This window comes from Nocardiopsis sp. NPDC006938 (assembly GCF_042869555.1).
Lineage (GTDB): Bacteria > Actinomycetota > Actinomycetes > Streptosporangiales > Streptosporangiaceae > Nocardiopsis.
Genome location: NZ_JBIAGA010000012.1, coordinates 57,725 through 82,398 on the forward strand (window position 1 = coordinate 57,725; position 24,674 = coordinate 82,398).

18 protein-coding genes and 1 riboswitch are annotated in these 24,674 nt (G+C 70.9%); of the genes, 13 read left to right on the top strand and 5 right to left on the bottom strand.

Translation table 11 applies throughout. The features are described from left to right. The gene (gene treS, locus ACFYL4_RS18495; RefSeq protein WP_357758009.1) at positions 1–1,920 is read right to left on the bottom strand and encodes a maltose alpha-D-glucosyltransferase; all 1,920 of its coding nucleotides are present in this window, start codon (positions 1,918–1,920) and stop codon (positions 1–3) included. Between the two features lie 104 nt (positions 1,921–2,024). Next, complete coding sequence (locus ACFYL4_RS18500; RefSeq protein ID WP_357758012.1) at positions 2,025–3,992, bottom strand: alpha-1,4-glucan--maltose-1-phosphate maltosyltransferase; 1,968 nt, start codon at positions 3,990–3,992, stop codon at positions 2,025–2,027. Positions 3,993–4,629: 637 nt separating this feature from the next. Here ACFYL4_RS18500 and ACFYL4_RS18505 point away from each other — a divergent pair. The 12 genes from ACFYL4_RS18505 to ACFYL4_RS18560 all read left to right on the top strand — a co-directional run bounded on the left by ACFYL4_RS18505 (position 4,630) and on the right by ACFYL4_RS18560 (position 19,596). Beyond that, positions 4,630–7,188 carry a transglycosylase domain-containing protein gene (locus tag ACFYL4_RS18505; protein ID WP_387519491.1) on the top strand — a complete coding sequence of 853 codons (2,559 nt, stop codon included), beginning with the start codon at positions 4,630–4,632 and terminating at the stop codon, positions 7,186–7,188. Between the two features lie 448 nt (positions 7,189–7,636). Beyond that, complete coding sequence (locus tag ACFYL4_RS18510; protein ID WP_387519493.1) at positions 7,637–8,527, top strand: glycoside hydrolase family 19 protein; 891 nt, start codon at positions 7,637–7,639, stop codon at positions 8,525–8,527. A 127-nt stretch (positions 8,528–8,654) separates the two neighbouring features. Then, a riboswitch (TPP riboswitch) is annotated at positions 8,655–8,762 on the top strand. Between the two features lie 86 nt (positions 8,763–8,848). Further along, positions 8,849–9,490 (top strand): ECF transporter S component, encoded by a 642-nt coding sequence (locus tag ACFYL4_RS18515; protein WP_357758018.1) that lies wholly within the window; start codon positions 8,849–8,851, stop codon positions 9,488–9,490. Between the two features lie 4 nt (positions 9,491–9,494). Next, entirely contained in the window at positions 9,495–11,045 is a 1,551-nt protein-coding gene (locus tag ACFYL4_RS18520) for an ABC transporter ATP-binding protein (RefSeq protein ID WP_357758021.1), read from the top strand. After that, on the top strand, positions 11,042–11,839 hold the full coding sequence (locus ACFYL4_RS18525) for an energy-coupling factor transporter transmembrane component T family protein (protein ID WP_387519496.1): 798 nt from the start codon (positions 11,042–11,044) through the stop codon (positions 11,837–11,839). Before ACFYL4_RS18520 ends, ACFYL4_RS18525 begins: the two co-directional genes overlap by 4 nt. Positions 11,840–11,886: 47 nt before the next feature. After that, a complete protein-coding gene (locus ACFYL4_RS18530) occupies positions 11,887–12,687 on the top strand; it encodes an enoyl-CoA hydratase-related protein (protein WP_357758373.1) in 801 nt (266 codons plus the stop codon). Between the two features lie 404 nt (positions 12,688–13,091). After that, complete coding sequence (locus ACFYL4_RS18535; protein WP_387519498.1) at positions 13,092–15,503, top strand: protein kinase; 2,412 nt, start codon at positions 13,092–13,094, stop codon at positions 15,501–15,503. Between the two features lie 406 nt (positions 15,504–15,909). Beyond that, positions 15,910–16,689: an electron transfer flavoprotein subunit beta/FixA family protein gene (locus tag ACFYL4_RS18540; protein ID WP_357758030.1), complete on the top strand. Its 780-nt coding sequence runs from the start codon at positions 15,910–15,912 to the stop codon at positions 16,687–16,689. A 33-nt stretch (positions 16,690–16,722) separates the two neighbouring features. Next, the gene (locus ACFYL4_RS18545) at positions 16,723–17,667 is read left to right on the top strand and encodes an electron transfer flavoprotein subunit alpha/FixB family protein (protein WP_357758033.1); all 945 of its coding nucleotides are present in this window, start codon (positions 16,723–16,725) and stop codon (positions 17,665–17,667) included. Positions 17,668–17,841: 174 nt separating this feature from the next. Beyond that, the gene (gene ligD / locus ACFYL4_RS18550; RefSeq protein ID WP_387519501.1) at positions 17,842–18,762 is read left to right on the top strand and encodes a non-homologous end-joining DNA ligase; all 921 of its coding nucleotides are present in this window, start codon (positions 17,842–17,844) and stop codon (positions 18,760–18,762) included. A gap of 144 nt (positions 18,763–18,906) precedes the next feature. Then, positions 18,907–19,194, top strand: a complete 288-nt coding sequence (locus ACFYL4_RS18555) for a hypothetical protein (protein ID WP_387519503.1) — start codon at positions 18,907–18,909, stop codon at positions 19,192–19,194. 165 nt (positions 19,195–19,359) lie between these two features. Further along, on the top strand, positions 19,360–19,596 hold the full coding sequence (locus tag ACFYL4_RS18560) for a DUF397 domain-containing protein (RefSeq protein WP_387519505.1): 237 nt from the start codon (positions 19,360–19,362) through the stop codon (positions 19,594–19,596). On the opposite strand, the gene ACFYL4_RS18565 is transcribed toward ACFYL4_RS18560, so the two are convergent. Both ACFYL4_RS18565 and ACFYL4_RS18570 read right to left on the bottom strand, forming a co-directional pair. Next, positions 19,559–20,299, bottom strand: a complete 741-nt coding sequence (locus tag ACFYL4_RS18565; protein ID WP_387519507.1) for a class I SAM-dependent methyltransferase — start codon at positions 20,297–20,299, stop codon at positions 19,559–19,561. The two genes, ACFYL4_RS18560 and ACFYL4_RS18565, sit on opposite strands and share 38 nt — an antisense overlap. Continuing rightward, a complete protein-coding gene (locus ACFYL4_RS18570; RefSeq protein ID WP_387519509.1) occupies positions 20,296–21,054 on the bottom strand; it encodes a class I SAM-dependent methyltransferase in 759 nt (252 codons plus the stop codon). Before ACFYL4_RS18570 ends, ACFYL4_RS18565 begins: the two co-directional genes overlap by 4 nt. A 146-nt stretch (positions 21,055–21,200) precedes the next feature. Between ACFYL4_RS18570 and ACFYL4_RS18575 the strand changes: the two genes are divergently transcribed. Then, the gene (locus ACFYL4_RS18575) at positions 21,201–23,255 is read left to right on the top strand and encodes a hypothetical protein (RefSeq protein ID WP_387519511.1); all 2,055 of its coding nucleotides are present in this window, start codon (positions 21,201–21,203) and stop codon (positions 23,253–23,255) included. Between the two features lie 12 nt (positions 23,256–23,267). Here ACFYL4_RS18575 and ACFYL4_RS18580 read toward each other — a convergent pair whose 3' ends face one another. Next, positions 23,268–24,578, bottom strand: a complete 1,311-nt coding sequence (locus ACFYL4_RS18580; RefSeq protein ID WP_387519513.1) for an acyltransferase family protein — start codon at positions 24,576–24,578, stop codon at positions 23,268–23,270. Positions 24,579–24,674: the final 96 nt, after the last annotated feature.

Sequence of the window (24,674 nt, forward strand, 5' to 3'; positions counted from 1 at the left end):
TCAGTACCGCCCGTCTCCCTTCCCGCCGCCGTCCCCCTGCCGGGCACCGGACGCCGGGCCGGGCACGGAACGCCGGCCGGCGTCGAGGGCGTCCCGGGCACGGACCCCCGCCGAGGGCAGCCCGTAGGTGGGGGCGCCTCCGTGGTCGTCCGCCTCGGGCGCGCCGGTGCGCGCGGCGGCCGGGAGCTGGAACCAGTAGAAGCCGTGCCCGGGCAGGGTCAGCAGGTACGGCAGTTCGCCGATCTCGGGGAACGCCGTCCCGCCCACGCACTCGACCGGGCTGACCCCCGCGTAACGGGACAGGTCGAGCTCCACGGGCTGCGGGTGGCGGGACAGGTTGTTCACGCACAGCATGCGGTCGTCACCGTGCTCGCGGATGAACGCCAGCACGCTCGGGTTGGTGGCGTCGAGTTCGGTGAACGCGCCGGTGCCGAACACCGGGTGGCGCTTGCGGATCTGGATCATCCGGCGGGTCCAGTTCAGCAGCGAACCCGGGTTCTCGCGCTGGGACTCCACGTTGACCGCCTGGTACCCGTACACCGGGTCCATGATCAGGGGCAGGTACAGACGGGCCGGGTCACCCTTGGAGAAGCCCGCGTTGCGGTCGGAGCTCCACTGCATGGGGGTGCGGACCGCGTCGCGGTCGCCCAGCCAGATGTTGTCTCCCATCCCGATCTCGTCGCCGTAGTACAGGACCGGCGACCCGGGAAGGGACAGCAACAGCGCGGTGAAGAGCTGGATCTGGTTCCGGTCGTTGTCCAGGAGGGGCGCGAGCCGCCGCCTGATCCCCACGTTCGCGCGCATGCGGGGTTCCTTGGCGTACTCGGAGTACATGTAGTCGCGCTCCTCGTCGGTGACCATCTCCAGGGTCAGCTCGTCGTGGTTGCGCAGGAAGATCGCCCACTGGCAGTTGCGGGGGATCTCCGGGGTCTGGGCGAGGATCTCCGAGATCGGGAACCGCTGTTCCTGCCGCACCGCCATGAACATGCGCGGCATCAGCGGGAAGTGGAAGTTCATGTGGCACTCGTCGCCGCCGGACGCGAAGTCCCCGAAGTAGTCGACGACCTCCGACGGCCACTGGTTGGCCTCGCTCAGCAGCACCCGGTCCGGGTAGAGGCGGTCCACCTCGGCGCGCACCCGCTTGAGGAACTCGTGGGTCTCCTTGAGGTTCTCGCAGTTGGTGCCCTCGCGCTCGTACAGGTACGGCACGGCGTCCAGGCGGAACCCGTCGATGCCGAGGTCCAACCAGTAGCGCAGTACCTCCAGGATCGCCTCCTGAACCGCCGGGTTCTCGAAGTTGAGGTCCGGCTGGTGGGAGAAGAAGCGGTGCCAGTAGTACTGGCCGCGCGCCTCGTCGTAGGTCCAGTTGGAGGTCTCGGTGTCGACGAAGATGACGCGCGCCTCGTCGTAGGGCTCGTCGGTGTCCGACCACACGTAGAAGTCGCCGAAGGGGCCGTCGGGGTCCTCACGGGAGGCCTTGAACCAGGGGTGCTGGTCGCTGGTGTGGTTCATGACCAGGTCGGTGATGACCCGGATGCCCCGGCGGTGGGCCTCGTCCAGGAGCTCCACGAAGTCGGCGGTGGTACCGAACTCGGGGAGGATCTTGAAGTAGTCGGAGATGTCGTAGCCGCCGTCGCGCAGGGGCGACTCGTACATGGGCAGCAGCCACATGCAGTCGATGCCCAGCCACTGGAGGTAGTCCAGCTTCCGTACGAGGCCCGTGAGGTCGCCGGTGCCGTCGCCGTTGGAGTCGAAGAACCCGCGCGCGAGCACCTCGTAGAAGACGGCGTGCTTGAACCAGTGGGGATCACTGGCGCCGCCCGTGGACATGAGCGGGCCGGTGGCGGCCCCGGTGGCCGGGGCGAGCGGACCGTGTTCGGTGTGCTCGTGGACGACGGGTCCGGGCTCGTCGTTGCTCATCTACTGCTCCCCACCAAGAAAGTTCGACGTCGGATCAACACGCGTTGCGCACGTGGGAGGGGAGGCCACCCGGCCCGGGTGGCGGCCCCGCCCGTCTGGGGCCGTCATCTGCCGTGGACGGTGAAGACGTGCGCGGGTCCGGTCGCCGGGTCGAGGCGGACGTAGTTGTCCGCCCGCCAGGTGTAGGCGCGTCCGGTCAGTTCGTCGGTCACCCTGAACTCCTCCTCTCGTGTGCGGCCGATCGACGGCGGGTCCAGGTGCACCGTGGCTTCGCGGGCGTGGTGCGGGTCGAGGTTGACGACGGCGATGACGACGTCGTCGGGCTCACCGGGGCCACCCGGTCGGCGCTTGGAGAAACACACCAGTTCGGGCCGGTCCACGTGGTGGAACCGCAGGTTGCGCAGTTCTCGCAGGGCGGGGTGGGCGCGGCGCAGCTCGTTCAACCGGGTGAGCAGCGGGGCGATGGTGGTTCCGGCGGCGTCGGCGGCGGCCCAGTCGCGGGGGCGGTACTGGAACTTCTCGGAGTCGAGGTACTCCTCGCTCCCGGGCGCGGCGGGGGTGTTCTCGCACAGCTCGAAGCCCGAGTAGACGCCCCAGGTGGGCGAGAGCAGCGCGGCGAGTACCGCGCGCGCCTCGAAGGCGGGGCGGCCGCCCTCCTGGAGGTAGGCGTTGAGGATGTCCGGGGTGTTGGTGAAGAGGTTGGGCCGCAGGTAGTGCGCGGTCTCCTGGCTGAGTTCGGTCAGGTACTCGGTGAGCTCGTCCTTGCCGTTGCGCCAGGTGAAGTAGGTGTACGACTGGTGGAAGCCGACCTTGGCGAGGGTGCGCATCATGGCCGGGCGGGTGAACGCCTCGGCGAGGAAGAGCACGTCCGGGTCGCTCTTGGCGACGTCGCCGAGCAGCCGCTCCCAGAAGGCGACGGGTTTGGTGTGCGGGTTGTCGACACGGAAGATCCGCACGCCGTGGCCGATCCAGTGCCGGACCACCCGGAGGCACTCCTTGTAGAGGCCCTCGAAGTCGTGGTCGAAGCAGAGCGGGTAGATGTCCTGGTACTTCTTGGGAGGGTTCTCGGCGTAGGCGATGGACCCGTCCGCGCGCGTGCTGAACCACTCGGGGTGCTCGGTCACCCAGGGGTGGTCGGGGGAGCACTGGAGGGCGAGGTCGAGGGCGATCTCCAGGCCGTGCTCGTCGGCCTCGGCGACGAAGGCGTCGAAGTCGGCGAGGGTGCCCAGGTCGGGGTGGACGGCGTCGTGGCCGCCGTCGGCGGAGCCGATCGCCCACACGGAGCCGGGGTCGCCCGGCCCGGCCTGGAGGGTGTTGTTGCGCCCCTTGCGGTGTGCGTGCCCGACCGGGTGGATCGGCGGGAGGTAGACGACGTCGAAGCCCATGTCGGCGATGGCGGGCAGCCGCTTGGCCGCGGTGGCCAGCGTGCCGGAGGCCTCCTGGCCGGGGGCGGTGTCGACCTGCGCGCCCTCGGAGCGGGGGAAGAACTCGTACCAGGAGCCGAAGAGCGCGCGCTCGCGGTGGACGACCACCCTGGTGCGCGGGGACCGGGTGACGAGTTCGCGCAGGGGGCGGCGTTCCATCTCCTCGACGACCTCGTCGGTGACGGCCGTCCCGAAGCGTTCCATCGGAGGGAGGGAGGTGTCGCGCAGCACCTTGGCGGCAGCGTTCAGCGCGGGTGTACGGGGGGTGCGGCGCGCGGCCCGAGCGAGGAGGAGCGCGCCCTCCTCCAGGACCAGGGCGGTGTCGGTGTCCAGGGGGAGCTTCACGCGCGCGACGTGCAGCCATGTGGTGAAGGGGTCGGTCCACGACTCCACCGAGAACGACCAGTCGCCCTCGCCGGGGAGGCTGATCTGCGCCTCGTACCGGTCGGTTCCCGGGGCGCGTTCCCGCATGGGGACCAGCGCCTCGCGGCGGCCCCGGGGCGAGTGGACGACGACACCGGCCGCGAGGGAGTCGTGTCCCTCTCGGATCACGGTGGCTCCCACGGTGAAGCGTTCTCCGGGAACGGCTTTCACCGGGCCGAGGTCGTTGTCGGGAGTGATGTCGAGGATGGGCAGGCGTCCGATCACTGGCTACACCGTAATTGTCGTGGTTCGGGCGTTGTGGCACAGCGCGGAAAGGGCCCGCGCCGGGAAAGAGGAAAGCAGGAGTGTGTTTCAAGGAATGGCGGGATCAACGAAGGTCCGGATCGAGAACTGTCCGGATTGCGGCTTGGGTGCCCGCCGCTGTCCATCGTCCGTCCTCACGTGGGGTTTGTCTGAGTGCCAGGGCCGCAGGCCAACAGTGATCCTCGTCACATCTCGCGCCGGGGGCAAGGTCCGGTAATTGCCGCGTTTCCCCTCGTGGATATCGGCATTGCGGACAAAATATGGCAAGCGATTCCGGCGTCTCTGTGGTTGTTTTCGTATTCCCCATCACGAAAATTCGTAGCATTCGGGGCTCATGTTGGAGGTGTGTTCGGCCCGGGTAGGGATGTTGGAATGCGCCGACCAGTCGTGGGGCGGTGTTCCGGTCGTCCGGGTGTCGTGATCCCCTGTCATGGTTTGTGAACAATGAGGCATCTGTCAGCTTTGCCATGCATTTGAGAAGTTTTTCGCTAACTCTCCTGCTTTGGCGGACTTCCCTTTGCGCGACGGCTGAGAGTCTGGGCCACGCAGAGTTCGTGCCGTGTGACGCACGGGCAGCACACGGCCGGAGGGGGGCGACGTGGCGGAGTCGAACCGGGGAGACGCGTTCCTGGAGGCGTTCCGGGGGTTCCTCAAGCACGACCAGCCGAGGGACCGGCGGGAGGCGCTGCTCAGGCTGTCCGGGCTCGGGATCATCGCGGGGGTCCTGTCCGCGGCCCTGGTCATGCCCTGGGTGGGCGGTGTCGGGCTGGTCGCCCGGGACGCCGCGGCCGGTTTCATGTCCCTGCCCGGAGACCTGGAGGTCCCCAGTCTGTCCTCCCAGGTACTGCTCACCGCCGACGACGGCACCCCCTTCGCGGAGGTCGCCGAACGCGAACGCCGGGTGGTCGGCCTCGACCAGATCAGCCCGTGGGTCGGCGCGGCCCTCATCGCCGTGGAGGACGACCGTTTCTACGAACACCAGGGCCTCGACCTGCGCGGTGTCCTCCGCGCGGCCACACGCACCGCCCAGGGCGACATGCAGGGCGGATCGACCCTCACCCAGCAGTACGTGAAGAACCTCCTCATCGAGACCGCGGACACCGAGGACGAGGTGGACGGCGCCAGCGCGCGCACCCTGACCCGCAAACTCTCGGAACTGCGCTACGCCATCGACGTCGAGGACCGCCTCACCAAGGACGAGATCCTGGAGGGGTACCTCAACCTGTCCTACTTCGGCGCGGGCGCGCACGGCATCGAGGTCGCCGCACAGCGGTACTTCAGCGTCCCCGCGGCCGACCTCGACCCCGGACAGTCGGCCACGCTGGCCGGGCTGGTGCGCGCCCCCTCCTTCTACGACCCGCTCAACAACCCCGAGGACGCCCGGGAACGCCGCGACCTCGTGCTCGACCGCATGGTCGACACCGACGCGCTCGACGCGCGGGAGGCCGAGGCCCACAAGGCGAAGGACCTGGGCATCGACCCCACCCCGCGCGGGGGCAGCTGCGCGGAGAGCGACTACCCCTTCTTCTGCGACTACACGATGCGCTGGCTGCGCGGTTCGGAACTGATCGGGGACACCGCCGAGGAACGCGAACAGCGGATCGTCCAGGGCGGTCTGACCGTGCGCACCACGCTCGACACCGCCGCGCAGGACGCCGCGCAGGAGGCCGTCGACGCGCGGGTGCCGAGCGAGGACTCCACCAAGTTCGCCGCCCAGGCCATGGTCGAGCCGGGTTCCGGGCGCGTGCGCGGCCTCGTGCAGAACCTGCGGTACGGACTCGACGACGAGGCGGTCGGGACCACGTCACTCAACCTCGCGGTGGACCAGGCGGACGGCGGGACCTCCGGCTACCAGGCCGGGTCCACCTTCAAGACGTACACGCTGGCCGCGGCCCTGGAGAAGGGGATGGGGTACGGCACCAGCTTCTCCTCGCCGAGGAACATGTCCGTCAGCGGGATGAGCGACTGCGACGGGGACGACAAGGCCGCGTGGAGCGTGCGCAACGCGGGGGAGAGCGACGACGGCGACCACAACATGATCAGCGCGACCAAGGGGTCGGTGAACACCTACTTCGCCCAGCTCCAGAAGCGGGTGGGGCTGTGCGAGACCTCGGAGATGGCGGAGCGGGCCGGAGTGCACCGCGCGGACGGCGGCGACCTCGGGGTGTGGAACTCCTTCACCCTCGGGGACCAGGAGGTGTCGCCGTTGAACGTGGCCGCCTCCTACGCGACCTTCGCCGCGCGGGGTGTGTACTGCGAGCCCCGGCCGGTGCGTTCGGTGGCCGTCGACGGGACCGACGAGGAGCTCAAGACCGCGTCGGAGTGTGATCGCAGGGTCGAGCGGGACGCCGCCGACGGGGTCAACCACCTCCTCCAGCAGACCTTCGACGGGGGGACCGCGAACGGCCTGGACCTGGGGCGGCCGGCGGCGGGCAAGACCGGCACGACGGACGGCGCCGCCTACGCCTGGTTCGCCGGGTACACCCCGAACCTCGCCTCCGCCGTGGTCGTGGGCGACGTGCGGGGCGGTGAGCAGAACCCGCTCCAGAACGTGACGATCGGCGGGCGCCACTACGGGATCGTCTACGGCGGCACGCTGCCCGGGCCGATCTGGCAGGAGAGTATGCGGGGCGCCACCGCGCACCTGCCCGAGGACGCGTTCGCGAGGTCGCCCAAGTCCTTTGGCGACCCGAAGACCGAGCCGCCGGAGCAGCGGGGCGGCGACGACGCCGGGGACGGACCGGGCGGCGGGGGTGACGAGGACGACGACGGTGGCGGCACGGGCGAGACGGGCGGCACCGGAGGGACGGGCGGTACCGAGGGCGGCGCCGGTGAGACGGACGGAACCGGCGCGACGGGTGACATGGGGGGCACCGACGGCGCGGGTGAGACCGACGGTTCGGACGGTGTGGGTGGGACCAGCGGTACGGGTAGCACCGGGGAGACGAGTGGTACTGAAGGGGCGGGAGAGACAAGTGGTACGGGCGAGACGGGTGGAACGGGGGACACCGGCGCGACGAGCGGTACGGAAGGCTCGGGCGGTACCGACGGCACCGGAGGCACGAGCGGCACCGGAGGCACGAGCGGCACCGGGGGCACGAGCGGTACCGGTGGCGAAGGGGACATGAGCGGTACCGGAGGTGACGACGGTACGTAGGGCCTGAAACGAAGGCGCTCCGCTCCGCCCGTCGTCCAGTGTCCTCCGAGGCATCCGGGGCCTTCGCGGGGCCGCTCCCCCCTGAGCCCTCCTGGCCGCCTGACTCGGGCCGCCAGCCCCCGGACACCGCGTCACTGCGCGGAGTTCGCCTGACGGGCGCCGGTGGGGCGGCCCGCTGACGAGAGGGCGTCCGGTGGCCGCTCGCGGAGGTGCCCCCGTGCCGCCGCGGCTCCGGACGGCTGTCCCGCACGGCTGTCCCGGGGCGGGCATCCCCGCCGGGGTCCGCGCGGGAGAGCGCGGGCGGGCCGCCGTCCCTGTCCGTACCGTCACCCGGTTCTCACATTCCGTGGCGGAAGGCCTTGACAGGTCTAGACCACTCTTGCTTAGGTGACGTCACCCCCCGCGGCGCGCGGTCGGACGCCGCGCCGCACCCTAGGAGTGTGATCACGTGATCCGACGTCTCCTGAGCCAGTTGGCCGCGCTCGGCGCGCTCGCGGCTGTGCTCGTCGTCCTTCCCGCCACCGTCGCGCAGGCCGCGGCCGTCTGCGCGACCGGCTGGAGCCCGTCCGCCGTCTACAACGGCGGCGGCCAGGTCTCCTACGAGGGCCGCAACTACACCGCCAAGTGGTGGACACAGAACGAGCGACCCGGAACGTCGGACGTCTGGGCCGACCAGGGGCCCTGCGGCGACGGCGGGGGCGGCGAGCAGCCCGCCCCCAGTGACTTCGTCGTCAGCGAGGCCCAGTTCAACCAGATGTTCCCGAACCGGAACCCCTTCTACACCTACGCCGGGCTCACCGACGCCCTGAGCTCCTACCCGGGCTTCACCAACACCGGCAGCGTCGAGGTGCAGCGGCGCGAGGCCGCCGCCTTCCTGGCCAACGTCAGCCACGAGACCGGCGGGCTGGTGTACATCAAGGAGATCAACGAGGACAACTACCCGCACTACTGTGACTGGAACCAGCCCTTCGGCTGCCCGGCCGGACAGGACGCCTACTACGGCAAGGGTCCGATCCAGCTGAGTTGGAACTACAACTACAAGGCCGCCGGTGACGCCCTCGGCATCGACCTGCTGAACAACCCGTACCTGGTGGAGCAGGACGCGGCCATCGCGTGGCGGACCGGCCTCTGGTTCTGGAACACCCAGTCCGGCGCCGGGACGATGTCGGGGCACACCGCCATCGTCGACGGTCACGGCTTCGGTGAGTCGATCCGCTCCATCAACGGCTCCATCGAGTGCAACGGCGGCAACCCCGAACAGGTCCAGAGCCGCATCAACACGTTCACGCACTTCACCCAGATCCTCGGGACCACCACGGGGTCGAACCTGAGCTGCTGACCTCGGGGCGCCCCCGGCGCCCGAGGAGGCCCTCGTCGGGGGCGCGGTCGGCGGTCACCGTCGCACGCGCCCCCGCTGGTGTGCCGGGAAGGACTTCATTGTTCGTCCTGTTTGCCCCATAATGGAGGCAATCCGACAGGGGAGCGCGTGAGCGCTGAGAGTGCGGCACCAGGCCGCAGACCCTTACACACCTGATCTGGGTCATGCCAGCGAAGGAAGTCGTAGGAAACCGTCACCGCGCGTGCGCCTTCCGCGCGCGCCCGGTCGGCGCTCTTGGCCACACGGCCCCTCGTCACACCGACGAAGGGACGTCAACCACCTATGAGTACAGCAAGCGACCGCGAGACCGGGCCCGGCACCGCCGACGAGCCGGGCGGCTTCGTCCAGGGGGTCCTGGCCGGGCTCAGGAGCTGGCGCACCGTCGACATCGTCGTGGCCTCCGTCATCGGCGTGGCGGTCGGCGTCGTCTTCTGGCTGTGGAACATCGTCTGGTCGGTCACCACGCCGCTGTTCGTCGCCTTTCCGCCCGGGCAGGCCGTCGTCTACGGCATGTGGATGATCTCCGGCGTGCTCGGCGGCCTCATCATCAGGAAGCCCGGCGCGGCCCTGCTCACCTCGATCGCCGCGGCCTCGGTCTCGGCGGTGCTGGGCACCCAGTGGGGGGTCATGGTGATCCTCGACGGAACCCTCCAGGGGCTGCTGCCCGAACTGGTCTTCCTCGCCTTCGCCTACCGGCGCTGGAACACGGGTGTGGCCGTGCTGGCCGCCGCGGTCGCCGGGATCTCCCCGGCCGTGCGCGACAACATCGCCTACAACGTGACCTGGCCGATCGAGTACCAGATCACCTACGGCGTGATCGTCGTGCTGAGTTCGGCCGTCATCGCGGGGGTGGGCGCGCGCCTGCTCACCACCGCGCTGGCCAGGGCGGGCGCGCTCGCCCCCTTCCCCTCGGCCCGGGGCTGACCCCGTGACCCGACCCGACACGCGCGGGGCCCGCGTCGAACTGTCCGGCTGGGGCTGGAGGCACTCCGGCCGCGGCACCCACGCCCTGCGCGGGGTGGACCTGATCATCGAACCGGGGGAGCGGGTCCTGCTGCTCGGCGCCTCCGGCGCGGGCAAGTCCACCCTGCTGCACTCCCTGGCCGGACTCACCGGCGAGGACGGTGCCATCAGCGGGGAGCGGGAGGGCTCGCTACTGGTGGACGGCGTTCCGGCCGACCGTGGTCGCGGCGGCACCGGGCTGGTCAGCCAGGACCCCGAGACCCAGCTGGTGATGGCCCGGGCCGGGGACGACGTCGCCTTCGGCCTGGAGAACCTCGGGGTGGAACGGGACCTCATCTGGCCGAGGGTCGAGCGCGCCCTGGGGGAGGTCGGTTTCCCCTACGGACTCCGCCACTCCACCGGCGCCCTGTCCGGAGGCGAGAAACAGCGTCTCGTGATCGCGGGCGCGCTGGCCATGCGGCCGCGCCTGCTGCTGCTGGACGAACCCACCGCCAACCTCGACCCGGCCGGGGCCGCGCTCGTCCGCGACCTGCTGTCGCGCCTGCTCGCCGAGACCGAGGCCACCCTCGTCCTGGTCGAACACCGGGTGGCCGACGTCGTCGACCTGGTGGACCGGGTCGTGGTGGTCGAACCCGGCGGCGGCGTGATCGCCGACGGCGCCCCGCACCTCGTGTTCGCCGAACACGGCCGGTCGTTGGCCGACCAGGGGGTGTGGATTCCGGGGAACGAGCCCGTGCCCGAGCTCACCCCCGGCCCCGGGGGAGCACCCCTGCTGGAGACCGTCGACGTCGCCGCGCGCACGCCCTTCCAGGTGGGAGTGCGCGCGGCCCCCCGGCGCACGGTACTCGACCACGTGAACGTCGCCCTGGCCGCCGGGACCGCCACCGCTCTGACCGGACCCAACGGCGCGGGCAAGTCCACGCTCCTCACCATGCTGGCCGGGCTCTCGCGCCCGCACCGGGGACAGGTCCTGCCGCGCGGCCCGCTGGCCGCCGCCGACCGCCGTCCGCTCGTACGCTGGCCCGCCCGGCGCCTGGCCCGCCACGTGGGCACGGTGTTCCAGCACGCCGAGGACCAGTTCGTCACGGCCACGGTCCGCGACGAACTCCGGTTCGCGCCCCTGCGCGCGGGGATGGGCGAGGCGGAGACGGACGCCTGGGTGGGCGAGCTGATGGAACGGCTGCGTCTGACCCGTCTGGCCGAGGTGCACCCGTACACGCTCTCGGGGGGAGAGAAGCGCCGGTTGTCGGTGGCGACCGCCCTGAGTTCCGGCCCCTCGCACGCCCCGGACGTGCTGGTGCTGGACGAACCCACCTTCGGGCAGGACACCCGCACCTGGACGGAACTGGTGGAGCTGCTCGGCGTCCTGCGCGCCGAGGGGCGGGCCGTGGCCATGGCCACCCACGACACGCTCCTCCTGCGGCACCTGACGGACGTGGAGGTACGGGTGGCCGGAGGGCGCGCGACCCGCGTCGGGACGGTCGCGTCCACCACGGCACGAGAGGGGGACGCGTGAGCGCCCGCGACGACACCGCGCCGAACGGGGCGGGCGGGGACACCCTGACCCTGGACGTCCCCGAGGGGGGCGGCGCCCGCTACTGGCTGACCGGCCTCAACCCGGCCGCCAAACTGCTGGCCGCCCTGATCATCGGGATCGGGCTGATTCCCGCCGTGGACGCCGTCACCGGCGGCGTCGTGCTGCTCGCCGTGCTCCTCACCGTCCCGTTCAGCGGCGTGGACCGGCGCACCCTCCTGGTTCTGGGCGGCCCCTTCGTGCTCATGGGGCTCAGCAGCGGGGCGGTCAACTACCTCTACGGAGAACAGGGGCTGGAGGGCGCGGCGGGCGCGGCGGTGCGCCTGCTCGCCATCGCCCTGCCCGGTCTGCTCGCGGCGGTCAGCAGCGATCCCACGGAGATGGCGGACGGTCTCGTCCAGCGGCTCCGGGTCCCCGAACGCCCCGCCATGGGAGTACTCGCGGCGCTGCGGCTCATCCCGCTCCTCGCCGACCAGTGGCGGACCATCACGCTGGCGCGCAGGGCGCGCGGGCTGGAGGCCGGGCGCAACCCCCTGCGCATCGTGTCGCTCTTCTTCGGGCGGCTCTTCGCGCTCCTGGTGCGGTCGATCCGTACCGGGACCCTGCTGGCCACCGCGATGGACGCGCGCGCCTTCGGTACCGGGGCGCGCACCCGCGCCAGGCACAGCCGTTGGCGGACGGCCGACACCCTGCTGTTGGCCGGGACCGTCCTGCTGTTGGTCTGCGCCTACGCCCTGTCGGCCCGCCTGGGGACCCTGGTGCTCCTGTTCCGCTGACGCGGGTGGTTAGGTATGCAGCGGACACTGACGTCGAAGCGAAGAAGGTGGAGAACGTGGGCGAGTTCGTGCGCGTCGAGGCCGACCCGGAGAACCCCGGCGTGGCCGTCATCCGGATCGACCGTCCCAAGGCGCTGAACGCGTTGAACGGCACGGTGACCCGGGAGATCGCGGAGGCGGCGGCCGCCGTGTCCGCGGACACCTCCGTGCGTGCGGTGGTGCTCTACGGCGGTGAGCGGGCGTTCGTGGCCGGGGCCGACATCAAGGAGATGGCCGACCTCACCCACGCGGGCATGTTGGAGTACTCGCGGGCCCTCCAGAACGCGTTGACGGCCGTGGCGCGCATTCCCAAGCCGGTGGTCGCGGCGATCAGCGGCTACGCGCTGGGCGGCGGCTGCGAGCTGGCGCTGTGCGCCGACTTCCGGGTCGCGGGCACCAAGGCGAAACTGGGTCAGCCCGAGATCCAGCTGGGTGTCATCCCCGGCGCGGGTGGTACGCAGCGGCTGCCCCGTCTGATCGGCCCGGCCAGGGCCAAGGACCTCGTGTTCAGCGGCCGTCACGTGCGTGCCGACGAGGCCCGGGAGATCGGCCTGGTGGACGAGGTCGTGCCCGACGAGGAGGTCTACGCCGCCGCGGTCGCCCTGGTCGCGAGGTACGTGGACGGTCCCGCGGTGGCGCTGGCCGCCGCGAAGGAGTCGATCGACCGGGGGTTGGAGACGGACCTGGACACCGGTCTGGAGATCGAGCGCCTGCACTTCTCGGGTCTGTTCTCCACCGAGGACCAGAAGGCCGGGATGCGGAGCTTCGTCGAGCAGGGGCCGGGCAAGGCCACCTTCGTCGGCCGCTGAACCGGCCGGGGGTCGTTCGCGCAGTTCGGGGCGGGTAGTGTCAGGGCGTCCCTCCCGGTGCCCGCCCCGGACTCGCGTCAGGCTTTGCATAACTTTGTCGTTGCTTCGACTTTTTGCCACGTTATGTGGCGATACGGGACCCTGGGAAGACGTCCGGAACCGGCCAGCCCGGACGGTGGGCGCGGAACCGCTCGCGTGGTTTTTCCGTCATACTCGTCAATGGTCGTCCGAAGACGGGCGGTCCGCTCGGAGTCCCCGGTGGCGCCTGTGGCGCCCGCACCTCCAGCGGGACCGAACCGACCGCAGGGTCCCTCGGAGGGGCCGCACAAGCCAATGGTGACCCATCCCCCCGGCCGATAAGCTGGACGTGGTGGTATGTGGTCTTTTGAGGGGATGAGTTCTCGATGGCAATGTCGGCAGGTTTCCCCACGGGTGAGGAGCTGCCGGAGCGCATCGGCCACTACGTCATCCGTCGCCGCATCGGCGCCGGCGGCATGGGCGTGGTGTACCAGGCCGAGGACCCCCGGACCGACCAGTTCGTCGCGGTGAAGGTCCTCAAGCCCGAGGTCGCCGGTGACCACATCGCGCGCGCCCGGCTCGCCCGTGAGGTCGAGACGATGCGCCGCGTGCAGAGCCCCAACGTGGCCGAGGTCATCGACGCGGACACCCAGGCCGAACTGCCCTGGGTGGTCACCGAGTACATCCCCGGGCCGACCCTGGACGCCACGGTCACCGACCACGGCCCCCTGCGCGGCCGCGCTCTGACCCGCTTCGTCACCGGTATGGCCCGGGCGATCAAGGACATCCACGCGGTGGACGTGATCCACCGCGACCTCAAGCCCGGCAACGTGATCATCTCCAACGGCGAGCCGATCGTCATCGACTTCGGCATCGCGCACGCCGTGGACGGCGCCAAGCTGACCCAGACCGGTACGTTCGTCGGCACCCCCAGCTACCTGTCCCCGGAGGTCATCGAGGGGACCGACCTGGGCCCCGCCACCGACGTGCACGCATGGGGCGGCACCGTCGCCTTCGCCTCGACCGGCCGTCCGCCCTACGGCGCCGGGTCGTTCGAGGTCATCTTCTTCCGCATCCTCAACGGCGAGATCGACATGGACGGGATGCACGAGGCGCTGCGCCCGCTCGTCAACCGCGCGGTCTCCCGCGACATGTCGGCGCGCCCGACGGCCGCCGAACTGGTCGAGGAGACCGGGCGCCTCAACCTGGACCTTCCCTGGACCGAGCCCTCCGGAGGCCTGCCGCCCACCGGCCAGACCGGCAGCCACACCCTGCACGCTCCCCACCCCGGGACCGGCCCCGCCGCCTCGGGCGGCCACGCCGGCGGTTCGGGCGCGGGCGGCGGTGTCGGGGGCGCGGCCGCCGCCGGTGCCGCCGGTGCCGTGGCCGGAGGAGCGGCCGGGTACCTCGCGAGCCGGGCCACCGACGGCTGGGGCCCCGCGCACACCCGGGGCGGCAACCCCACCAACACCGCGAGCGCGTGGGCCAGCCCCTCCGCTCCGAAGACCCACCACGCGGGCTCCGGCGGCTGGGGCTCCGACGACGAGGCGACCAACGACCTCGGCGGCGGTCGGCCCGCCTCCACCGGCTCGGGCTGGAACGCCGACGACGAGGCGACCAACGACCTCGGCGGCGCTCGTTCCTCCGGTTGGGGTGAGGACGCGGAGGCCACGGACGACCTCAGCGGCGGCAGGGCCGCCGCCACCTCGTGGGGCGAGCCGGACGAGGCCACCGACGACCTGTCCCACCTGCCCGGCACCCAGCGCATCACGCCGGTCTCGTCCAACGAGTTCAACGACCCGCAGGGCACCGAGCGCATCCGTCCCGGCCAGGACGACGTGCTCGGTACCCAGCGCTTCGACCCGGGTGAGCTGGCCCGCAGCGACGACCCGGCCGGAACCATGATGATGGGCCAGGCCGAGATCGCCCGCCACCAGGAGGAGGCCGACCGCCGCCCGCAGGTGGCCGAGGACTCCCCGCACACCCAGTTCTTCAACTCGCCGCTGGACCCGAACGCCTTCCAGGACATCCTCACCCCGGTCGGCCAGGAGGGGCGCGCCAAGAGCACGCAGGAGTTCGACGAGGACGATTTCGACGAGGGGCGGGGCGGTCTGCTCGGCCGGTTCCGGCGCGGCCGGGGCGACCGGGTCGGCGACTACTTCCGCGGCGACGGCCAGGGCGACGAGTACCACGACGAGGACGAGGACGACGAGTACTACGACGACCACTGGCGGATGCACCCGCTCGTGCTCGTGCCGATCATGGTGTCGCTGGCCGGTGTGGCCCTGTGGTTCCCGTGGATCGGCATCTTCCTGGGCATCGTGGTCATCGCCGGCCTGGGTGCGTTGGACGTGGTCAAGGCCGAGCACGCCCGGCGCCTCCAGACGCGTGGCCCGCGCAGCTCCGACAGCATGGTGGTGGCGCTCAGCTTCCCGTGGGCCTTCGGGCGGATGGCGTTGCGCACGGTCGGGTTCGGCCTGATCTACCTGCTGGGCGGCATCCTGGTCGGGATGGTCTACGCGCGGATCATGGACGTGCCGGGGGAGGGGGCCAACTACACGGGCGCCTTCGCCGTCTTCGTCATGATCCTGCTGAGCTACATCATGCCCAGCGGTCGTGAGGCTCGTCACCAGGCGGTCTGGCTGGTGGAGCGGGCCCGGTTCTCGAACCTGTACGTGTACGTGGGCGTGGTGGTCGCGGTCGTGCTGCTCACCATGCTCATCCTGTCCATCGGGCTGAGCGCGGCACCGATCTGGACCACGGGTCCGCTCAGCGGTCCGTCGGACTGGTTCAGCTAGGACGCGGCCCGTCGTGGACGCTCTCCCTCCCCTGCGGGAGGGGGAGCGTTCGCCGTTTCGCGGTGGTGTGCCCGCCGAGGGCCGGGGACCGGTCACTAAGGTGGGTGCGGGGGTTCCGTGCCCCGCCCGGTCGGCACTGGCCGACTGCCTCTGACGGGCCCGGCGACGGTGGTCGGGCGCATCCAGGTGAGGGTTGCCTCAGTTGTGTGCGGGGGGCGGGTTGGCCTTCAAGCTACTAGCGAGTAACATCTCTGTTATGAGCACACGCGGGTCGGATGTAGACGTGTACACCGGACCCGCCGTCGAATGACCGAACGGCATTCGGCATTGTTGGCAGTATCGGGGCGCGCCAGCGCCCACCCGCCTGACGGCGGATATGGGAGTGCAGGGAGGTCGGCCACCGGCCATGAATATTGTCGTTTTGGTCAAGCAGGTCCCGGACACGGCGACCGAACGGAAGCTCAACGCCGACGACAGGACGCTCGACCGCGCAGCGTCCGACGGCGTCATCAACGAGCTCGACGAATACGCCATCGAAGAGGCGCTCCTCCTCAAGGAGAAGCACGGCGGCGAGGTCACCATCCTCACGATGGGCCCGGACCAGGCCACGGACTCGATCCGCAAGGCCCTGTCCATGGGCGCCGACAAGGCCGTCTTCGTCAACGACGACGCGCTGCACGGCTCCGACTCCATCCAGACCGCCTACGCGCTCGCGCAGGCCCTGGGCACCCTGGAGTTCGACCTGGTCGTCCTCGGTTCGGAGTCCACCGACGCCCGCACCGGTGTCGTCGGCGCCGCGCTCGCCGAGTACCTCGGCCTGCCCCAGCTCACGCTGGCCGGCAAGGTCGACGTCGACGGCGGCGCGATCAAGATCCAGCGTCAGACCGACTACGGCTACGACGTCGTCGAAGCTCAGCTCCCGGCGGTCGTCTCCGTCGTGGAGAAGATCAACGAGCCCCGCTACCCGTCCTTCAAGCTGATCATGCAGGCGAAGAAGAAGCCGGTCGACAAGAAGTCCGCGGCTGACGCGGGCATCGACACCGGCAAGGTCGGCCTGGCCAACGCCACCACCGAGACCGTCGACTTCGCCGCCGCGCCGCCGCGCGCCGCGGGCACGATCGTCAAGGACGAGGGCGACGGCGGCACCAAGGCCGCCGACTTCCTCGCCGAGAAGAAGTTCGTGTAGGTCAGGCGAGAGACTCAGGAAGGTTCAAGGATTATGGCTGAGGTCCTCGTCCTCGTCGACCACGTCGACGGACAGGTCAAGAAGGTCACCACCGAGCTGCTGACCGCTGCGCGCCGCATCGGCGAGCCCGCCGCGGTGTGGGTCGGCGAAGGTGTGGAGTCGGGCCGGGCCGCGCTGGCCGAGTTCGGCGCCGAGAAGGTCTACGTGGCCCCGGCCGAGGTGAACGACTACGTCGTCGCGCCCAAGGCCGAGCTGCTCGCCAAGCTCGCGCAGGAGAAGGGCGCCGCCGCCATCCTCGTCTCGGCCACCGCCGAGAACAAGGAGATCGCCGGTCGCACCGCCGTGAAGCTCGGCTCCGGTGTGCTCACCGACGTCGTCGACGTCACCGCCGAGGTCGTCACCGAGCACAGCGTCTTCGGTGGCGCCACCGTCACCCACGCCCGCGTCACCACCGGTGTCCCGGTCGTCGCGGTCCGCCCGAACTCCGTCGTGCCGGAGGCCGCCGCGGGCGCCGCCGCCGAGGAGGCCGTGGCGGTCGAGATCTCCGACGCCGCCAAGACCGCCAAGGTCGTCGAGCGCGTCGTCCAGGAGAAGGGCGCTCGCCCCGAGCTCACCGAGGCCGCCATCGTGGTCTCCGGCGGACGCGGCGTGGGTTCGGACGACTTCAGCGTCGTCGAGAACCTGGCCGACTCCCTCGGCGCCGCCGTCGGTGCTTCGCGCGCCGTCGTCGACTCCGGCTGGTACCCGAACCAGTTCCAGGTCGGTCAGACCGGTAAGACGGTCAGCCCGAACCTGTACGTCGCGCTCGGCATCTCCGGCGCGATCCAGCACCGGGCGGGTATGCAGACCTCGAAGAACATCGTCGCGGTCAACAAGGACCCCGAAGCGCCGATCTTCGAGCTCGCCGACTTCGGTGTCGTGGGTGACCTGCACACGGTCGCTCCGCAGCTGACCGAGGAGATCAACAAGCGCAAGTAGCTTCGCCGCGCCGATCCCCGCCGACGCCCGACCGGAGACCCCTCCGGTCGGGCGTCGGTGTTTCCCGGGAAATCCGCAGGTGGTTTGCGCTATGTGAAAGGTTTGGTGTGGTTTTCAGGGGTTTTGTGCGGGTAGATCCCGCGCACGACACCCCTGACCTGAGAAGAGGCCTTCATGCGGACGACGGTGCGGGCGGGACGGCGCAAGGTGGAGGTCCGCCACGCCGACAAGCCGCTCTTCGGGCCCGACGGGGCGACCAAGGCCGACCTGGCCGACTACTACGCGCGGATCGCACCGCTCATGCTGCCGCTGGTCAGGGGGCGGCCGGTGGCCCTGGAGCGGTACGTGGAGGGGATCGAGTCCCCGGGGTTCCTCGTCCAGCACCCGGCGCACCCCAGGTGGGTCCGCACCCTGTGGACCTCCTCCGGGCGCATGATGGAGTGCCACGAGGCCGCCACACTCGTGTGGTGCGCCGACCAGGACGCCATCACCCTGCACTCGTGGTCCTCGCGCACGCCCCGGCTGGGACTGCCCGACCGGATGGTCGTCGACCTCGACCCGGCGGACGGCGACGAGGCCGCCTTCGACGCGTGCCGTGACGCCGCGTGGAACGTGCGCGAGGTGCTGTCCGAGCTCGGCCTCGCCGCGTACGTGATGACGACCGGTTCCCGGGGGCTGCACGTCCACTCGCCGCTGCGGCCGGAGGTGGACGACCAGGAGGTCCGCAGACTGGCCAAGGCCGTGGCCGACCGGGTGGCGGCACGGGCGCCCGACCAGTGGACCACCCGGGTGCGCAAGGCCGCCCGGCACGGGCGGATGTTCGTGGACTACCTGCGCAACGGCCCCTCCCAGCTCGCGGTGGTGCCCTACGCGGTCCGGGCCAGGCCCGGGGCCCCGGTTGCGGCTCCGGTGACCTGGGAGGAACTGGACCAGCTCAGGACGTCGCGGGACCTCACCATCGACCTGGAACGCGACGAGTGCCCCTTCGCCGGGATACGCAGGCACGCCAGGTCGCCCAAGCGCGCGCTGGCCAGGTTGGAGCGGGACGAGGGTCGGTCGGTCCCCCGGCCCCGCGCCGGGCAGGGGCGAGGGTAGCGGAGCGGGGCAGGAGTCCGCTCCTGTCGCATTCGTGGGGAAAAAGCTGGATGCGGCTGAATGCACAATGGCCGGAAAGGGCCAATCCGTTCTTTTCGTGCCCCCGTTGTCCTAGGATCGTCGCACTCTAGGAAAGCGGGTTGTATGAAGAGGATCATCGCGGCGCTCATCTCCTTACCCCTGGCGTTCTCGCTGGTTTCAGCCTCACCCTCCATGGTTGGTGCGGTGACCAAGGCAGAGATGGAATGCCGGGAATACCTGTCCAAAAAGGGCTACGTGGTCGGCGAAAAAAGCAGGACGGCGTGTCGGAGTGCGAAGACGAACATCGCGTTGTGCCGACACCAACTCGAGGAGCTCGGCGTGAGCGAGGCGCACTTTCGGCGTGCCTGCGGCGCCCATGACGTGCCGAAGCCCGACCCCTGGGCGGGCTGACCGGCCTGCCCGAGGCTCGTCCGGTGGATTCCTGTCGGTTGGACCCGCTCTGACCTGGCCGGAGCCGGGTGTGTATTCAGGACGTTAGCCTCTGATTTCGGAGGGTGATGATGGGCAGGAGTACGCGTGTGTACCGCGTACCATCCCCCAGCGAAAGGCCCTGACATGCGCCTTGCCCTCGCAGAGCCCGTGTTCCGCACGTCGTCCTACAGCACCACCGGCAAGGAGTGCGTCGAAGTGGCCGACCTGCGCTTCGGCGTGGTGGTCCGGGACACGAGGAACCCGGGGCTCTGCGCCCTGGCCTTCCGCCACTCGGAGTGGGTCGCCCTGCTGGGAGGGGTACGGGGAGCCAGAGCCGGGGCGGTCAGCGCCGACGCAGGACGATCAGCAGGTTCCAGGTGACGAACTCGCGCAGCACCGGCACGTGGACGACCGGTTTCGTCCACGTGGGCAGGTAGCGGGGCCGCAGGTCCACCACGTCCACGTCGGGGCGCCGCCGCACCCAGCGGATCATCTCCTTGGCGTGCGCGGCGTACATCGTGTGGCCGAAGTCGTTCTTGGGCCTGCGCCCGTTCCGGCGGGCGAACCGCTCGGCGGCGTAGGACCCGCCGAGGTAGTGCCATGGGGAGGTCTCGTGCCCGCCCCACGGTGACAGCCAGAGCGTGTACGACAGGTACACGAGTCCGCCCGGCCGGGTGACGCGCACCATCTCGTCGGCCATCCTCGTGCGGTCGGGCACGTGCTCCAGCACGTTCGAGGAGAAGCACACGTCCACGCTTCCCGTGCGCAGGGGGAGGTCGAGCGCGCTGCCCTGGACGGCGTGCGTGTCGGCCTCCCGCCCGTGCAGGGTCATCTCGTGCGCGTCCGAGTCCACGCACAGGCACCGCGCCCCCTCGGAGCGCAGGGCGTCCGCGAAGTAGCCGGGACCACCGCCCACGTCGACCACGAGCCGGTCGCGCAGGGGTGTGTAGGAGCGCAGCTGGTCCACGGTGTCGCGGGCCAGCTTGCCGTAGAAGAACGCCGGGTCGGTCTGCTCCTTGCGGAACGCGGCGAACAGGCTCACCGATCGGGCCAGGGTCGCCCGGAAGGGCACGGTGTCGGTCACGGGCCCACCTCGACGTAGTGCCGCAGGTGCCGCCAGTGGTCCCCGCCCCAGTACTCGTCCGAAGCGGCGATCCGGCAGTGGGGGAGGAGCTCGCGGACACGTTCGGTGCGCAGCGTGTGCATCCGCATGGGTGCCGGATAGCGCAGGATCACCCGCTGGGCCAGGGCCACGAGGGGCCAGGGCGCGTACCGGAACACCAGCCCCTTGAAGGTGCGCCGTTCGGACTCGGGGACGCCCACGACCAGGGCTCCGCCGGGCCGCACCACACGGGCGAACTCGCGGAGGTACCCCTCGGCCAGGTCGGTCGGCAGGTGCTGGAGCACGAGGTCGGTGTAGACCAGGTCGAAGGAGTCGTCCTCGAACCGGGAGAGGTCGGGCCGGTCGTTCAGCACGAAGTCGATCCGGCCCCCGGAGCGGTCCAGGCGGCGGGCCTCGTCGAGCATGGGCGCGGAGATGTCGACCCCGACGACCTCGGGGAAGTGCGCTGCCAGGGCGTTGGAGAGCCGCCCGGCGCCGCACCCGAAGTCGAGGACGCGTCCGCGCCCGGGCAGCAGCCCGAGCTCGTCCAGGCGGCGCACGGACGGGTCGATCTCGGCACGGCCGGAGGCGAGGAACTCGTCGTCGTCCCACCCTCCGTCCCGCTTGTCCGGGTCGACGCACACCGCCCACAGCGGTTCGGTGGAACCCAGTCGGGTCCAGTCACGGCGGACCTGTTCGAGCCCCACCGGCATCACCTCCACGGCACGGGTGACCACCCACGGAACCGGCGAACTGGAGCCTGTTCCTGTTGTGGGTTCGCGGGCCATCAGGACCTGCGAGAACGGTCAGGGAAGAAAGTGGAACGTGTTGTATTCTGGCACCCATTTTCCGGGTTGGCCAACCTACGGCGGGGAGAGTACCCATGTCGCCTGATTCCCCCATGGGGCGCAGCGGGGCGGAGCCCAGCGTACGCAGGGCGGTGGAGCGGCCGGACGGGTACCCCGCCTACGGCGACGTCCTGGGGGAGACACTGGCCGGGCTGCGGGGACTGGGACGCGACCGGATCGTCCGGGCCGGACTGCTGGTCGTCCTGGCGGCGTTGGCACTGAAGGTGTACGTGCTCAGCGCGTCCTACTTCGTGGAGGACGACTTCCTGTTCTTCGCCGCCGCGCACGCCCAGGACCTGTCCCCGGAGTACCTGCTGGAGCTGCACAAGGGCCACTTCATGCCGGGAGCCCTGTTCCTGGTGTACGCGCAGACCGCGTTCGGCCCCTACCACTGGGCGTCGGCTGCGGGCACGATGCTGCTCCTCCAGGCGGCCGCCCTGCTGGTCTTCTTCCGTTTGGTGTGGGAGCTGTTCGGCCGCCGGTGGGCGCTGCTGGTCCCGTTGACGGTGTACGCCCTGGCCCCGTTGACCGTCCCCGTCCTGGGCTGGTGGTCGGCGGCGCTGAACGCGGTGCCGTTCCAGCTGGCCATCGTGCTCTCCCTGCTGTGGACCGTGCGGTTCCTGCGCACCGGCAACCCCCTGTTCTCCTGGTGGGCCGTGGGTGCCGTGGTGTTCGGGATGCTGTTCTCGGTGAAGGCGCTCTTCCTGCCCCCGCTTCTGCTGGTCGTCGCGGTGGCGTTCCTGTACCCGGGCGGCCCCCTCACGGCCCTGGGGCGGGCCTTGCGCGCTCACGGGGCGCACTGGTGGACGATGGCGGGTGTCAGCGCGGGTTACCTGGTGCTGTACCTGTCCCGGCAGCGGGCTTCCACGAGCGGCGAGGGCGCCTCGGTACCCGACGCCGAGGTGGTCGCGCACCTCGTGCGCAGGATGTTGGGGGAGGTGTTCCCGACCGGGGCCCTGGGCGGACCGTTCGAGTGGGGGCCGGTCACCCCGGCGGGCGGCCTGGTCGATCCGCTCGGCCCGGTCCTGGTGGGTGCCTGGGTGGTCTTCGCGGTGATCGTCCTGGTGAGCCTGTGGGTGCGGCGGGCGTCCTGGCGCGCCTGGGTGATCCTGGCGGGCTACCTGGTGTTCGTGGACGCGGTCCCCACGGTGATCGCCCGGGGCGGCGTGTACGGCGAGGTGGGCTCGGACCCCCGGTACGTCGCGGACGCGGCGCTGGTGTTCGCCCTGGTCCTGGCGCTGGCCTTCCTCGCGACGAAGGAGGAGCGCGCCCGTGCGTGGGTGGGGGGTCAGGGGAGCGGCCGTCCGGTCCAGCTCGTGTACCCCTCCCGCGCGGTGTGGGTGGCGGCGACGGCGGTCACGCTCGTGTACGCGGGTTCGGCCGCCTACTCCACCCACACCTACGCGGGGACGCTCAGCGGCGACCGTCAGCGCGCGTACCTGGCCAACGTGCGGGCCTCGCTGGACGACGTGCCCCGGGACGCCGGCCTGTACAGCCGGGCCGTCCCCGACGACATCGTGCTGGAGTGGAACGGGCCGCGCAGGCTCAGCTCCTACGTGCTGTCCCCGCTGGCCGACCGTGAGGTGGCCGCGCGGATGTACGCCCCGGAGGAGTCCGACAGCGCCTACGTCTTCGACGACGAGGGCCGCCTGGTGGAGGCCGCTCCCACGGCGCGGGCGAACGCGTTCCGGCCCCCGGAGGGCGAGGAGTGCATGCCGAGCTGGGACGGGCTGATGTCCTGGAGCGTGTGGGAGGTCGGCGGGATCGAGCAGGTGGCGACCATCGGCTACACCTCGGAGGAGGACGCGGCCCTGGTGGTCGTCGTGGGTGAGGAGGAGGTGCGGACCGAGCTCCCCGCGGCCCCGGAGGGCGGGCTCTGGCACGTGCCGGTGAGCGAGCGGGACACGACGTTCACCCTGTTCACCGACGCTGGCGGCACCTGTGTCACCTGGGCCTCTCTGGGGCAGCTGTTCCCCGCCAGCCAGGTGGCGGAGGAGGACGCCGAGGCTGAGGAGGGGGAGGAGGCCGAGGACGCGGGGGCGGCGGCCTCGGGCGGCCAGGGGTCGCGGACCGGTGGCGGCCGGGGCTGAGGGCGGGCCCGGTCAGTGCCTCCGGGCGGGGAGAAACCGTCGCGACCAGCGCCGACTGGGCTCCTCCACCAGGTGGTAGGTGAGCTTGCCCATCACCACACTGCCGATCAGCACCGGGATGACGTCCAGCCAGAAGGACCCGGTGAAGATCTCCTGGCCGGTGAAGTCGCGCCACAGGTACAGGACGACGAACTGCCACAGGAACACGCCGTAGCTGATCGGCGCGAAGAACACCATGACGGGGTGGCGCATCACGCCGTCGAGCCAGGCTCCCTCGGTCCAGGTGGACGGGGAGCGCAGTCGGCGGCGCGGTCCCTCCGGAGCGGGCGGGGCCAGGGCTACCGGGGCCACCACGAAGAACGCGAACCCGAGGCTGGTGGTCGACTCGATGACGGACACCCACAGGTTGCCCGGTTCGAAGAACCGCCCTCCGGCAGCGGGGGTGGCCTCCAGGACGTAGAAGGCGGCGGCCACCGCCCAGCACAGCCCCGGGGAGGTGCCGATGGTGCGGCAGAACCGGCGGACCGGCCCGTCGGGGCCGCTCTCCCGCCAGGCCCACTCGGAGAGGGTGGCCAGCGCCATCCCGACCGCGAACATCCCCATGCAGCGCGGCAGCCACGAGTGCATGATCTCGCGGGGCTCGGGATAGTACTGCGGGACCAGCGCGAGGTAGGAGAGCACCGTGATGACGACCAGCCCGCCGATGAGCCTGCGGCCGCGCGCGTCCACGGTCGCCCCGCCCTTGGCCCACAGGCCGAGGAAGACCGCGAAGAGCGGGAGGGAGAGGTAGAAGGCCACCTCCACGGACAGGCTCCACATCTGCCCGAGTCCCTCGGGGCCGGGGCCCGTCCAGTGGGGGCTGGTGTTGAAGGGGAAGGTCAGCGTGAGCACCTCGGCCCAGTGGCGGACGGAGGTGAGGTGGTCGCCCGCGTAGAGCAGCAGGGCGGCGACGGCCACCACCCAGTAGGCGGGGAAGACGCGCATGACGCGCCGCCACAGGTAGGAGCGGGTGTCGGGGCCCCGGGTCCCGTCGAGCGCGGCCCGTGCCCAGGGGCGGTACAGCAGCACGCCGGAGAGGGCGAAGAACAGCGGTACCGCCAGGGCGGCGGCACTGAGCAGAGCGCCCACCGGTCCGGGGGCCAGGGAGTCGCCGGTCTCCGTGGACACGTGGACCACCAGGACCATGAGGCAGGCCAGGCCCCGGACTCCGTCGAGCGCGTGGTGCCGCCCGCTCACCTGCGGCAGCAGGAGCGAGGGGTCGGCGGTGGTGGTTCGGGCGCTGCCGGAGGTGGGGTCCTCGGGCGCGGAGGAGGTGGGCGCCATGGGGCCTTCCAGAACGGGAGGGAGCCGAAACGCGTTCTACTAGAACGTGTTATAAAAATTCAGACACGCCCAGGTGACGTCGTTCACTACTGGGCA

Excerpts from the sequence above, each read along its gene's own strand:
- ACFYL4_RS18545 (WP_357758033.1), top strand. The coding sequence starts at position 16,723 with ATGGCTGAGGTCCTCGTCCTCGTCGACCACGTCGACGGACAGGTCAAG.
- ACFYL4_RS18580 (WP_387519513.1), bottom strand. The coding sequence starts at position 24,578 with ATGGCGCCCACCTCCTCCGCGCCCGAGGACCCCACCTCCGGCAGCGCC.
- ACFYL4_RS18515 (WP_357758018.1), top strand. The coding sequence starts at position 8,849 with ATGAGTACAGCAAGCGACCGCGAGACCGGGCCCGGCACCGCCGACGAG.
- ACFYL4_RS18575 (WP_387519511.1), top strand. The coding sequence starts at position 21,201 with ATGTCGCCTGATTCCCCCATGGGGCGCAGCGGGGCGGAGCCCAGCGTA.
- treS (WP_357758009.1), bottom strand. The coding sequence starts at position 1,920 with ATGAGCAACGACGAGCCCGGACCCGTCGTCCACGAGCACACCGAACAC.
- ACFYL4_RS18535 (WP_387519498.1), top strand. The coding sequence starts at position 13,092 with ATGGCAATGTCGGCAGGTTTCCCCACGGGTGAGGAGCTGCCGGAGCGC.
- ligD (WP_387519501.1), top strand. The coding sequence starts at position 17,842 with ATGCGGACGACGGTGCGGGCGGGACGGCGCAAGGTGGAGGTCCGCCAC.
- ACFYL4_RS18540 (WP_357758030.1), top strand. The coding sequence starts at position 15,910 with ATGAATATTGTCGTTTTGGTCAAGCAGGTCCCGGACACGGCGACCGAA.
- ACFYL4_RS18555 (WP_387519503.1), top strand. The coding sequence starts at position 18,907 with ATGAAGAGGATCATCGCGGCGCTCATCTCCTTACCCCTGGCGTTCTCG.
- ACFYL4_RS18560 (WP_387519505.1), top strand. The coding sequence starts at position 19,360 with ATGCGCCTTGCCCTCGCAGAGCCCGTGTTCCGCACGTCGTCCTACAGC.